Here is a 12653-nt window from a genome sequence, read left to right as displayed (position 1 = left end):
GAACAGGGCACCGTAATGCGATGCCCGACTTGAACTTTCGCGTTCGGAACCGCGATCACCTCGGGGCGAAGCGCTGGCCCGCGTCCAAGCGCAGGCATTGGCCGTTCAGCATGGGGTTGTCGATGATGGCGAGGGCGAGTTTGGCGTACTCCTCCGGACGGCCGAGCCGTTTGGGGAAGGCGGCGTCCTTGACCAGTTGCGCCCGCGTCTCGTCCGGGATTTTGACCGTTATGCCGGTGTCGAACAGGCTGGGGGCGATGGCGAGCACGCGAATGCCGAGGGAGCCGAGATCACGAGCCATGGTCAGGCACATACCCGCGATGGCGGCCTTGGCGGCGGTGTAGGCGACCTGACCGATCTGGCCTTCGAAGGCCGCGATCGAGGAGGTGTTGATGATGACGCCGCGTTCGCCGGTGTCCTCGGGATCCTCGGGTTCGTTGCGGCTCATATGCGCCGCGGCGAGCCTGCTGATATTGAAGGTCGCGACGGCATTGAGGTCGAGCACCTGACGGAAGGTCTCGAGGTCGTGCGGACCGTCCTTGCCGAGCGTGCGCTTGGCCTTGCCGCCGCCCGCGGTGGTGATCGAGACATGCAGTCCGCCAAGGGAATCCACGGCGTCGGCGAGTGCCTGCTCGGTCGCCGCGAAGTCGGTGATGTCGACGGGATGGAAGCTGGCGCCGAGTGCGGCGGCGACCTCGGCGCCCGCCGAACCGGGACGGTCGAGCACCGCCACATCGGCGCCGCGCGCCGCCAGCAGTTCGGCGCTGGCCCGGCCCATGCCGGAGGCGCCGCCGAATACGACGGCCTTCTTACCCTTGATTTCCATGGAATTCCTTCTCGTTCAGACGGATGCGGGGGACTGTTGCAGCAGCGTGCACAGCCGATCCCGATGGACGGCGACGCCGCCGTAGAGGACGGCATCGGTCTCGGCTCGGCGCAGGTAGAGATGCAGGTCGTGCTCCCAGGTGAAGCCGATGCCACCGTGTAATTGCAGGGCGCGGGCCGTGACCTCCCCGGCGGCGGAAGAGGTATGGGAGGCGGCCACGCATGCGGCGCGCGTGGCGTCGTCGGCATCGGCGGCCATCGCCGCGTAGTAGGTCGCCGCGCGGGCGCCGTGCACGAACATCGCCATATCGGCGCACGCGTGCTTGACGGCTTGGAAGGTGCCGATCGGCCGCCCGAACTGCACGCGGGCCCCGGTGTATTCGACGGTGAGTTCCAGCATTCGCGCCATGACCCCGAGGGCATCGGCACATCGCAGTACCGAGGCGTAGTCGAGCAGCCATTGCACCTCGGCGGGCCCGACCTCGAGGCGGCGATCGGCCGGGACGCGCACTTGCTCGAGCCGGACCTCGTAGAACGCGCGTGTCAGATCCAGGACCTGCTGACGCCGCACGGTGACCCCGGCGCTGTCCCGGTCGACGAGAAATGATGTCGGAACGCCTTCGTGCCGCGCGGTGACCAGCAGCCAGCGGGCGCCGCCCGCATCCTGTACCGCGGTCTTGACCCCATCGAGGATGAACCCGTCCCCGTCGCCCCGGGCCTCGGCGTGCACCCCGTCCAGGGTCCACGGTGCCCGCGGTTCCGCGAAAGCCCAAGTGGCCCAACCGGATCCCTCGGCGAGCGCGGGCAGCACCTCGGCCCGCAGTGCGGGCGAACCAGCGGCAGCGATCGCGGCCCCGACGACCGCGGTCGAGATGAACGGGCCGCGCCCGAGCCCGCGCCCGATCTCCTCCGCGACCAGTGTCAGCTCGACCAGGCCCTGGCCCGCACCGCCGTACTCCTCGGGTATCGCCAGGCCGGGCCAGCCGAGCTCGGCGGTGAGCCGCCACAGCTGCGGGTCGACGTCCTCGTCGCGCTCCATCCAGGTCCGTAACGCCTCGATCGGCGCCCGGTCCGACAGTAGGTCGCGCGAGGCAGCGCACAACATCGTCTGCTCGTCGCTGAGCTCGAAGTTCATCAGTCACCACCCGATGCCGAAGACATAAACGTCATTGCGAAGGTATCCTTTTTTACATCTCGAGTCGAGATTCACCACGCTTTTCGCCTCGCATCTTTCAGGCAGCGCGGTAATAGAGTACAACGAATTATATGACTGACGCCGTTTTGCTCTCCGCCTGCCGTACCGCCATCGGCACCGCCCGCAAGGGCACCCTGCGCGACACCAGCGCCTTCGATCTGGCCACCGTCGTTGTCCGGGAGGCGGCGCAGCGCAGCGGCGTGCCGCCGGAGCTGATCGATGACGTCGTGCTCGGCGAATCGGTGGCCGGTGGCGGCGATATCGCCAGGTATGCCGCGATCGAGGCCGGGCTCACGCACGTTCCCGGCTTGGCGCACAACCGGCACTGCGCCTCCGGATTGGCCAGTATCGCGACCGCGGCCGGGAGCGTGCTGGCCGGGATGGATCGTGCGGTGATCGCCGGTGGGACCCAGTCGTTCTCGACCGCTCCCGTTTCGCGGCGGCGGATTCCCGGTACCGACGACTGGCAAGACCCATGGAGCTCGCCGTCACACGTGTCGACCCTCGAGGCGCCGAGCAACGATATGGCGATGCTCGTCGGTTGGAATACGGCACGGCTGGCCGGGGTGTCCCGGGCGGAGATGGACGCCTGGGCCCTCGGTTCGCACGAGCGGGCCATCGCGGCGATCGACGCCGGCCGGTTCCTCGAGGAGATCGTCCCGGTCAAAGTCACCGATCGGGACGGCGGGGTCTCGGTTTTCGACGTCGACGAACATCCGCGCCGCGGCTCCAGCATGGCGAAACTCGCTGCGCTGAAGCCGCTGCATCCGGAGATCGAGGGTTTCTCGATCACCGCCGGTAACTCCAGCGGATTGAACGACGGTGCGGCCGCGGTGGTCGTCGCCAGTTCCGAACTGGCCGCCGAACACGGGCTCGCACCGCTGGCCACGGTGCGGTCGTGGGCGAGCGTCGGCGTCGATCCGGTGCGCACCGGCCTCGCGCCGATCGAGGCGATCCAAAAGGCGCTGGACCGGGCGGGGATCGGCATCGGCGATGTGGATCTGTTCGAGATCAACGAGGCCTTCGCATCGGTTACCGTGGCCGCCGTCAGGGGGTTGGGTTTGGATCCCGAGCGGGTCAATCCGTTCGGCAGCGGTTGCAGCCTCGGCCATCCGATCGCGACCACCGGCACTCGAATGGTGGTGACCCTGGCCCATGAATTGCGCCGTCGCGGCGGCGGTACGGCGGTCGCGGCTATGTGTGCGGGCGGCGGCATGGGGTCAGCACTGGTCCTGACGGTCTGAGCGGTCGTGATCGAGAGGCCGGACGAAGGACTGGGCGCTGCGGGGCCGGGCGCTCAGGGGCTGAATGCCGCAGGGCCGGGCGTCGATGCGCTGGATGCTGGTCGGTCGGATGCCGGTGGGTTGGATGCCGGTGGGTTGGATGCCGGTGGGTTGGATGCCGGTGGGTTGGATGCTGGCGGGTTGGATGCCGGTGGGTTGGATGCCGAGGCGTTGAGTACAGAGGGGCTGGACTGCCGCTGGGTGGACGGCGTGCTGTGGCTGACCCTGGACCGGCCGCGGGTGCGCAACGCCATGACGATCACGATGCGCCGGGGGTTGATTGCGGCGATGCGCGCCGCCGATGCCGATGTGGCGACCCGGTTGGTCGTGCTCACGGGTACCGATCCGGCATTCTCGGCGGGCATAGACCTGAAAGAGGCGCTGGGCAACGGTGCCGGATCACCGCGCGGGGCGCGCACCGATCCGGCGGCGGTCGTGCGGGCGGCCCGCACGCCGGTACTCGGGGTGATCAACGGGTTGTGCTACACCGGCGCACTGGAATTGGCGCTGTCGTGTTCGTTCCTCATCGCCTCGGAACATGCGAGTTTCGCCGACACGCACGCCGCGATCGGATTGCCGCCGGGGTGGGGAATGAGCGCACTGTTGCCCCGCGCGGTGGGTGTGCGGCTGGCGCGTCAGATGATGCTGACGGGGGAGCGGGTCGATGCGGCACGGGCGCTGGCGGCGGGGCTGGTGAACGAGGTCGTCCCACACGATCGGCTGCTCGACCGAGCCCGGGAGCTCGCGGATCTGATCTGCCTCGCCCACCCGGATGCCGTCGCGGGGACACTCGAACTGCTTGCCGACGGTGAAGGCACCAGCCTGGCCCACGCCCTAGCGCTCGAGGCGCGGGCGAAGTTGCGCTGGCGCTCGGATGTGGTGGACGTGGCGCGCCGATTCGCGGCTCGGACCAACCGAAAGTAACTGTGCGACAACCGACCCTGTGAAGGTTCGCGCCCCGCCAGTGCATCGTTCGGGGGTGGTGGTACTCCTGGGACGAACAACAGCTGGTTGTCGAAACCCTCTCGAGTGACCGAGCGCCGCTGACACAGGCCGATTCGCTTCAAGAGCCCCGTACCTCGCTTGGTGGCGCGGTACGGGGCTTTTGGCTACGCCGATCGCACTGATCGGCGTCATCGATCAGGCGAGCACTCTGGTTGTGGCGGCCAGAGTGCTCGCCGTAGCGATGCGGGCGTCCCTGTCAGGTCTTCGGCGGTTCGGTTACTTCGGTGCGGGCATCGGCGAGTTGATCGTGGTGAAGTACTGGATTGCCGCCATGATCGCGACCGGCGCGGTCACCAGGAGCTGTCCGGCCAGGGTGCCCAGCGCACCGATGGCCACGATCCCGCCGATACAGCCGATGGCCGCGGCGGGAATGAACGCGCCGAACAAACCGACGATCGTCGCCGAGGCGACGGTGGCGCCGGCGATGCCGCCGAGCACACAGCCGATGGCCCCGCCGGCGATGCCGCCGACCATGGTGCCGACCGTCGAACCCGCCGTGATGGTGCTGATCATCCGGCCGAACGCGGCCTGTTCCCGGTCGTAGGGGGTCTTCCAGGGGGCCTGGTCCTCGAAGGGTAGGGCGACCGGCTTGTACACCGCGTGTTCACGATCGAACTGCGGGGTCAGTGTGGCGGTGCGATCGGTGATCTCCGCAGCGATCGGGAAGACGAAATCGTCCACCCGGAAAGCCAATTCGGCACCGGCGAGGGTGACCCCATTGGCTGCCTTGATCTTGAACACCCCGTCTTCCACGGCCATCGAACCGGCATCGGTGCTGATGATCGTCGATTTATCGGTGACGTTCGTCGTGTAGTTGACGCCACCGTCGCCGGCCTGTGGTGCGGCGACCCCGGCCTGTGCGGTTACAGCGAGCGCGGATGCCAGTAACACACCGGCGGCTGCGATCTTCCTCATCCTGTGTTCTCTTTCTTTCGGATCCCTCGGACTTCGATGTGGAGGGACGTCTACTTCGGCACGACCTTCAGATCCGGAATCTGCTGGCCGCAGGCCGGAGCGCCATTCGTGTCCGGCACGAACTTGTCGCCGCGCAGGATCGAGATGAAGGTGCAGTTGCCGGGGGAGCCGACCGAGTAGGAGCCCCGGTTCTCGAAATCGGCAGGCTTCGGGAACAATCCACCGGCGGTCCAGGTCTTATCGGTACGCAGCGCGGACATCAACTGCTCCTGGCTGGCGTTGCAGCCGGCCTTCTCCAGCCCCTCGATCAGCAGGTCGGCGCTGACCCAGCCCACCGCCATCGAGAAGGATGGGATACCGGTCTCCGAGCCCGCGTACTGCTCGAGCGCCGCCGAAAATGCCCGAGTCGCTTCGGTATTCATCTCCGTCGGTGCGAAGGACGTCATGAAGCCGACGCCCTGGCCCGCCGCGATCGCCGGCGGCGACTTCAGCAGATCCGCCCCGTAGCCGGTGGCCAGCAGCACGGACTTCATCTCGACCCCGGCCTGTCGCAGTCCGGTCATGAGCGCGAATCCGGTATCCGGAATGACCGGCGCGTACAGCACATCGGCACCGGATTCCTTGATACCGAGGACATAGGGACCGACATCGGTGGTCCCGAACGGAATGCGGATGTTGACATACCCGCGCGCCAGCCCGGCGTGTTCGGCCGACAGTGCCGCGCCTTCCGCCGACTTCGTGGCACTCGGGGTGTTGTAGGAGAGCACGGCGGCCTTGGTTCCGCCGATCTTCTTCCAGTAGTCACCCAGGGTCGTCGCGGTCTTGTTGTAGTCGGTACCGCCCGTCGCGGCGAAGAGGTTGTCGTACTTCGGGTTGAACCACTGCTCGCCGCCGTCGAAGCCGGCGCCGAGGAACGGCGTCTTGCTCGCCTGGGTGCCCGCGTACTGCCCCGCGCCGTAGAAGTAGGTGCTCACCGGCAGCACCGCGTAGACGTGATCCTGCTGCACCAACTTCTGCGCCGCGGTCAACGCGCCCTGCGGTGTGGACTGGTCATCGCCCACGACGACGTCGAAGCCGCGCGCCGCGCACTTCCCGTTCGCCGCCTGGTATGCGGCGAAGCGGGCCTTCACTCCGGGTTCGGTACCTGCGTAGTTGGCGGTCGCGGCACCGCTGAGCGAGGTCAGCACGCCCACCTTGACCGGCCCACTCGTATTGCCCGGGCCGCCGGAGCCGCCGCTGCCGCACGCAGGAACAAGAAACATTGCGGCGCACACCCATGCTGCGATCGCACCGACTCTGCGCATCTGCACTCCTCTGGCTATCGCCGATCCAGCTACGGTGCCGGAACGGCTCTGAGGGCTACAGTGGAGCATATTCAGTACCCTTTGTATCCGGTTTTCACGAAGAATCCGGACAAAATCCTTGACGCTGACCCTCTATTAGCGCACTCTTACCCATACCTCCAGAGCGTCGAACTGTTTAGGGGCCCCACCGTTGCTCTCCTACGTTCTCGCCGGCCTAGCCCTCGGAGCGATTTACGCAATCGCCGCGGCATCGCTGGTCGTCACCTACGTTTCCTCGGGCGTTTTCAACTTCGCCTTCGGTGCCATGGCCTTCGCCGTCGCCCGCTTCTACTTCTTCCTGCACGTCGAACACGGGTGGTCGATGCCGCTCGCGGCCGTCGTCGCGATCGGGCTGTTCGGCCCGGCTCTCGGCATCGCGCTGTACGTGCTGCTTTTCCGCTACCTGCGACTGCGCTCGCCGCTGGTCAAGATCGTCGCGACGATCGGCCTGTCGGTCGCATTGCCACCGCTGGTCAACCTGGTGCTGGGACACCTGGTGAACACCACGGCACCCGGCCTCGCTCCCCAACCGCTGCGGATATTCCACGTATTCGGGGCGGTCGTCGATATGAACCAGGTGATCACCTATACGGGCCTGGCGGTGGTTCTGCTAGTCGGCACCGGGCTGCTCCGGTATACCGATATCGGCCTGCGGGTTCGGGCTTTGGTCGACTCCGAAGCGCTGACCGCCATGTCCGGCGTCAGCCCGACCCGGGTGTCGCTCGGCGTGTGGGCATTCAGTGCACTGTTGGCCGGACTCGCGGGTGTGCTCGTCGCCCCGACCTCGGGACTGACGGTCGAGGGCATGACCTCCTTGATGTCGGCCGCCTTCGCGGCGGTGGTCGCGGCGCGGCTGCGCAGCCTGCCGATGGCCGTCTCGGTCGCGCTCGCCATGGGTGTGGTCACCAATGTCATCCAGCGTTACCTCGACCCGCAGAGCCCGTTCTCGGCGCAGATCGTGCCCAGCATCCCGTTCATGTTCATGCTGGTCTTCCTGCTGTACTACGCGGTGCGTGGCCAGGCGGGCGATACCACGGCGGGCGGCGCGCTCGATCGCGCGATCCGCACGGCCAATGCCGGAGCGCCTGGTAGCTCGGGCGGATCACGCACCGGGCGGACCCGACCGACAGCCGCACTGGTCGCAGCCGTGGTCACGTTGGTCATCGTCGCGGTACTGCCCCTGGTCCTCGAGGACTTCTGGGCCGGTCTCGTCGGTGCGGGTATCGCGCTCGCGATCGCGCTGCTGTCCTTCACACTGGTCACCGGTGAGGGCGGCATGATCTGGCTGTGTCAGATCACCTTCGCGGGGTTGGGCGCGATCTTCGCGGCCGATCTGACCACGAACTCCGGGTGGTCTCCACTGGTGGCGGTCCTGGTCAGCGCGCTGTGCATCGTGCCGATCGGTGTGATCCTCGGCTTGCTCACGATCCGTCTCGGCAACCTGTACGTCGCCCTGGTCACCCTGACCTTCGGCCTGCTCGCCCAGAACCTGATCTTCATGCGAGACCGGTTCTACAACTCCGGTCAGGGCATTTATATGCCGCGCCCCGAATGGGCCACGGACAACGCGACATTCGCTCTGCTCGCCCTGGTGGTGTTCGTCGGGCTCGGTCTGCTCGTGGTCAATCTGCGGCGTTCGACCGCGGGACTCGCGGTGACCGCGGTCCGGTGGAGTGAACCCGGCTCGCGCACGCTCGGCCTGAGCATTCTTCCGATCAAAGTGCTGGTATCCGCTCTCGCCACATTCGTCGCGGCGGTCGGCGGTGGATTCCTCGCGCTGAATTACCAATCGGCGCTGCCCGATTCGTTCAATGCGTTCACCGGTCTGGTCTGGCTGGCCGTTCTGGTCACCCTGGGCTCACGATCGATCATGGGCGCGCTGGTCGCGGGTGTCGCTTTCGCCGTGCTGCCCAGCGTGTTCCAGACCTACCTGCCGACCAGCTGGGCCGAGATCCCGGTCATCATGTTCGGTTTCGGCGCGATCATGCTCGCCCGCAATCCGGACGGGATCGTCGCCATGCACGCGCGGCAACTCGACGATGTCATTCGTTGGTGGCAGCGCCGACGGCCCGCCGTCGAAAGACCCGAAATATCAAAGGCAACAACGGGTTCCGAGACAACACCGGCTGCGGAGCAATCCCGTGAGCGCGTCGAGGAACCACAGCTGACCCCGGGAGACCTGGCATGAGCACCGACCCAACCCCACCGCGGATCGAGGCCAAGGGCGTGACCGTCCGCTTCGGCGGGCTCGTCGCCCTCAACGACGTCGACCTCCAGGTCCCACCCGCTTCCATCGTCGGTCTCGTCGGTCCCAACGGCGCGGGTAAGAGCACCTTGTTCGCGGTGCTGTCCGGACTGCTGAAACCGAGCTCCGGCGCCGTCCTGATGGACGGTCACGATGTCACCAAGGCGAGTGCGCAGTCGCGGGCCCGGCGCGGCCTCGCCCGCACCTTCCAGCATCCGGAGCTGTTCCCCGGACTCACCGTCCGCGAACACGTGGTGCTCGGCTACCGGCTCCGGCACGCCCGCAGCCGGATGTGGACCGACCTCGTGACGGCGGGCGGCTTCCGCCGCGCCTCCGCCGACGAGGACCGGCGGGTCGACGAGATCCTCGCCGCACTGCAACTGACCGGGCACGCCGATCTGCCGGTGGCCGGGCTGCCGCTGGGCACCAGCCGGCTCGTCGAGATCGCCAGGGCACTGGCCGTCGATCCGAATGTGCTACTGCTCGACGAGCCGTCGTCGGGGCTGGACGCACGCGAAACCGATGAGCTCGCGGGCACATTCACCCGTGTCGTGGCCGACCACGGCGTATCGCTGCTGCTGGTCGAGCACGATGTCGATCTGGTGCTCGGGCTCAGCGATGTCGTCCATGTGCTCGACTTCGGCGTCAAGATCAGCGAAGGAACCCCGGCCGAGGTCCGCGCGGATCCGGCCGTGCGCGCCGCGTACCTGGGCGCGGGCCCCGACGAGGAAAGGACCTCGGCATGACCACCACGTCTTCCCTGCTCGCCGTCCGCGACCTGAACGTCCGCTACGGCGCCGCGCAGGCACTACAGGGCGTGACCTTCGACGTGCACCCGAACAGCGCGCTCGCCGTCCTCGGGCCGAACGGTTCCGGAAAAAGCACCCTGGCCAGGACTCTGTCCGGGCTCGTCACACCGGTGGATGGAACCGTCGAACTCGACGGCCGTGACATCACCGGCGCCACGCCGGACCGGATCCGGCGCGCGGGCCTCGTGCATCTACCCGAAGGCCGGGGCGTATTCCCGACCCTGACCGTGCTGGAGAATCTGCGCATGGCCACCGCGGCCGACCGGCAGCGCAGGGCCGCGGCCATCGACCATGCCTTCGAGATCTTTCCCGTGCTACAGCAACGGCAGCGCCAGGCCGCGGGCACTCTGTCCGGTGGCGAACAGCAGATGCTGTCGCTGGCCAGGGCGCTGATGGTCGAACCGCGGTTGGTGATCGCCGACGAGATGTCGCTCGGCCTGGCGCCGAAGATGGTCGATGTGGTCTTCGAGAGCCTGCAGCGGGCCAGGGCGGCCGGTGTCGCAGTGATCATGATCGAGCAGTTCGCCAGTCGCGCACTGGCTTTCGCCGACCACTGCCTCATCCTGCAGCGCGGGCGGATCGCCTGGTCGGGTGCCGCCGACCAGGCCGGTGACGAACTGCTGCGCGGCTATCTGGGTGACGCCACTGCGGCTTGAGGTGTGTTCAGAAAAGGGGCCGAGGCGCAGTTCACAGTGCCCGGCCCCTTTTCGGATCACTCCGGCTCGATGATGGAAACCGTCTTGTAGCGCAGGAATTCGTCGATCCCGGCCCGCCCGCCTTCCCTGCCGTAACCACTGATCCCGACGCCGCCGAACGGCGTATGCGGGAGATTCTGGCGAGCGCCGTTGACGTAGACGCCGCCCGCGTTCAGTCGCTCGGCGAGTCGATGCACCCGGGTGAGATTCGTCGACTGGATATTCGCGCCGAGCCCGTAGGGCGTGCTGTTGGCCAACGCGACCGCCTCGTCATCGGTCGAGAATTCGAAGATCAGCAGCACCGGCCCGAAGATCTCCGTCTGCGCGATCTCGTGGTCGGGATCGACATCGACGATGATCGTCGGCTCCACGAAGTTCCTATCCGCGAGATCGCCGCCTGCCTTGTTGCCACCCAGCACGATTCGGCCCGCGTCATCCCGCCGGACGCGGTCCAGCATGCCGCAGACCCGCTCGACGGCGGCGGCATTGATGAGCGGTCCGACCTTGACCTCCGGATCGAACGGGTCGCCCATCTTGTAGGTGGCCGCGATGGCGGTTACCCGTTCGACCATCTCGTCATAGATGTCCTCGTGCACGATCAGACGACTCGGCACGGCACAGCCTTGCCCGGCCAGCACCCCGATGCAGTCGCGCACAGCGCGATTGGCTACGGCTTCCAGGTCTCCGGCGTCCGGGAAGACGAGGCTCGCGGTCTTACCGCCCAACTCCAGCACGGCGGGTTTGAGCTGGTCGGCACACGTGTGCATGATCTGGCGCGCCGCGACGGGCCCGCCGGTGAAACTCACCTTCGCCACCTTCGGATGCCGAACCAGGGCGGCTCCGGCCTCCGGACCACCGGTGAGGATGGTGCAAACTCCTTGCGGCACACCGGCTTCCCGTAGCAGTTGCGCGAACAGATCAGGGGAGAAGGGGGTGAACTCCGAGGGTTTCACCACGACGCAGTTTCCGGCTGCCAGCGCCGGTACGACCTTCATGCCGAGGGAGATGACCGGTCCGTTCCAGGTGACGATGATGCCGACGACGCCGTATGGCTCGGGCGCCGTATAGGAGAAGTACTCGCGAGTGTCGAGTGTCGAGATCAGTTCGCCGGACAACTTGTCACACCATCCGGCGTAATAGCGCGCCCAACTGACCGAGTTGTCGATGATCCGCCGCCCGAAGTGCAGTGGCGTGCCGCCGTCGAGCGCTTGCAGATCGACGAAATCCTGACGGTGTTCGATCAACAGCTCGGCGAAACGCGTCAGCACATCACGCCGTGCTTCGGGCGTCCAGCGCCGCCACGAATCCGCCTGTGCGGCAGCCAATTCGACAGCCGCGTCGATTTCGGCGGCACCGGCCAAGGGAATTCGCGCCTGCACCTCGCCGGTATAGGGATTGCGATGTTCGAAAACGCCGCCGGACCCGGCGTCGAGGACCGTATCCCCGTAGCGAAGTTGAACTCGGGGAGCGATCGTGGGCATTCATACCTCCGTGATGGGTGGTGAAATTCAGCGAATGGTGAATCCGGCGTCGAGCGGTAGCTGGACTCCGGTCAGGTAGGCCGCCTCGTCGGACACCAGCCATGCGACGGCATTGGCGATGTCCTCGGCCTGCAGGATGTCGATCGGCAGCGCGTTCTGCATCTGGCTGATCGTGTTCTTGTCGCCGTTGGCCGCCTGCGCGTGCATCGCGGCCATGACCGGGTTCTGCGTCATGCCCGATACCACCCCGGTCGGGTGGATGGTGTTGACCCGGATCATTTCGGCGGCGTACTGGTTGGCGAGTACCTGCATGAGACCGACCAGGCCTCGCTTGGCCGCGGTATAGGCCTGGGCCCCGGCCTTATCGCTCGCGACCCCTTTGATCCCGGCCGAAGAACTCGTGATCACGATGGATCCGCCGCGACCGCCGGCCCGGATCGCCGGTAGCACCACCTCGATGGTGCGCCACACGCCCGTCAGGTTCACATCGATGATGTCGGTCCAGATGCGTTCGCGGTCGGCGCCATCGGACAGGCGGACGATACCGGCGTTCGCGAGCAGCACATCGACGCGACCGAAACGCTCCAGGCCCAGATCGAGGACCCGCCGCAAGTCGGCGGAACTGCGCACATCACCTGGTTCGGCGACGATCGTGCCGCCCAGCTCCTCTACGGCCTTGACGGTCGCCCGCAGATCATCCGCCGTGGCGTTCGGGTAGTCCATCGACGCGATGTCATCGCAGATATCGAGACCGATGATGTTCATGCCTTTGGACGCGAGCTTCAACGCGTGCGCGCGTCCCTGCCCGCGGGCGACACCGGTGATGAATGCGACCTTGTTGTCCGATGCCATTGCAC

At 66.9% G+C, this 12653-nt stretch carries 11 protein-coding genes; 5 read left to right on the top strand and 6 right to left on the bottom strand.

The window, feature by feature from the left end; genetic code table 11:
• Nucleotides 1-55: 55 nt before the first annotated feature.
• Together ACIBW7_RS20635 and ACIBW7_RS20630 are read right to left on the bottom strand one after the other, a co-directional pair.
• Nucleotides 56-826: an SDR family NAD(P)-dependent oxidoreductase gene (locus ACIBW7_RS20635; RefSeq protein ID WP_397048516.1), complete on the bottom strand. Its 771-nt coding sequence runs from the start codon at nucleotides 824-826 to the stop codon at nucleotides 56-58.
• Between the two features lie 15 nt (nucleotides 827-841).
• Nucleotides 842-1960, bottom strand: coding sequence for an acyl-CoA dehydrogenase family protein (locus tag ACIBW7_RS20630; RefSeq protein ID WP_397048514.1), 1119 nt, complete (start codon nucleotides 1958-1960; stop codon nucleotides 842-844).
• A gap of 131 nt (nucleotides 1961-2091) precedes the next feature.
• On the opposite strand from ACIBW7_RS20630, the gene ACIBW7_RS20625 reads away from it, so the two are divergent.
• Nucleotides 2092-3264, top strand: a complete 1173-nt coding sequence (locus ACIBW7_RS20625; protein WP_397048512.1) for a thiolase family protein — start codon at nucleotides 2092-2094, stop codon at nucleotides 3262-3264.
• Nucleotides 3265-3270: 6 nt separating this feature from the next.
• On the top strand, nucleotides 3271-4227 hold the full coding sequence (locus ACIBW7_RS20620) for an enoyl-CoA hydratase-related protein (protein WP_397048510.1): 957 nt from the start codon (nucleotides 3271-3273) through the stop codon (nucleotides 4225-4227).
• A 297-nt stretch (nucleotides 4228-4524) separates the two neighbouring features.
• On the opposite strand, the gene ACIBW7_RS20615 is transcribed toward ACIBW7_RS20620, so the two are convergent.
• Together ACIBW7_RS20615 and ACIBW7_RS20610 are read right to left on the bottom strand one after the other, a co-directional pair.
• Nucleotides 4525-5223: a hypothetical protein gene (locus ACIBW7_RS20615; protein ID WP_397048507.1), complete on the bottom strand. Its 699-nt coding sequence runs from the start codon at nucleotides 5221-5223 to the stop codon at nucleotides 4525-4527.
• Between the two features lie 50 nt (nucleotides 5224-5273).
• The gene (locus tag ACIBW7_RS20610; RefSeq protein ID WP_397048505.1) at nucleotides 5274-6527 is read right to left on the bottom strand and encodes an ABC transporter substrate-binding protein; all 1254 of its coding nucleotides are present in this window, start codon (nucleotides 6525-6527) and stop codon (nucleotides 5274-5276) included.
• 190 nt (nucleotides 6528-6717) lie between these two features.
• Here ACIBW7_RS20610 and ACIBW7_RS20605 point away from each other — a divergent pair, with 190 nt between their 5' ends.
• Genes ACIBW7_RS20605 through ACIBW7_RS20595 form a run of 3 tightly spaced genes read left to right on the top strand, consistent with a single transcriptional unit; the run spans nucleotide 6718 to nucleotide 10276 of the window.
• The gene (locus ACIBW7_RS20605; protein WP_397048503.1) at nucleotides 6718-8754 is read left to right on the top strand and encodes an ABC transporter permease; all 2037 of its coding nucleotides are present in this window, start codon (nucleotides 6718-6720) and stop codon (nucleotides 8752-8754) included.
• Nucleotides 8751-9557 (top strand): ABC transporter ATP-binding protein, encoded by an 807-nt coding sequence (locus ACIBW7_RS20600; RefSeq protein WP_397048501.1) that lies wholly within the window; start codon nucleotides 8751-8753, stop codon nucleotides 9555-9557. Before ACIBW7_RS20605 ends, ACIBW7_RS20600 begins: the two co-directional genes overlap by 4 nt.
• Complete coding sequence (locus tag ACIBW7_RS20595; RefSeq protein WP_397048499.1) at nucleotides 9554-10276, top strand: ABC transporter ATP-binding protein; 723 nt, start codon at nucleotides 9554-9556, stop codon at nucleotides 10274-10276. Before ACIBW7_RS20600 ends, ACIBW7_RS20595 begins: the two co-directional genes overlap by 4 nt.
• 56 nt (nucleotides 10277-10332) lie before the next feature.
• Here ACIBW7_RS20595 and ACIBW7_RS20590 read toward each other — a convergent pair whose 3' ends face one another.
• Both ACIBW7_RS20590 and ACIBW7_RS20585 read right to left on the bottom strand, forming a co-directional pair.
• On the bottom strand, nucleotides 10333-11796 hold the full coding sequence (locus ACIBW7_RS20590; protein WP_397048497.1) for an aldehyde dehydrogenase family protein: 1464 nt from the start codon (nucleotides 11794-11796) through the stop codon (nucleotides 10333-10335).
• A 27-nt stretch (nucleotides 11797-11823) separates the two neighbouring features.
• A complete protein-coding gene (locus tag ACIBW7_RS20585; protein WP_397048495.1) occupies nucleotides 11824-12648 on the bottom strand; it encodes a mycofactocin-coupled SDR family oxidoreductase in 825 nt (274 codons plus the stop codon).
• Nucleotides 12649-12653 lie beyond the last annotated feature (5 nt).

This window comes from Nocardia sp. NPDC049526, from assembly GCF_044465765.1.
Lineage (GTDB): Bacteria > Actinomycetota > Actinomycetes > Mycobacteriales > Mycobacteriaceae > Nocardia.
Note: the sequence above shows the minus strand (reverse complement) of the source record. Positions and strands in the feature narration are given on the sequence as shown.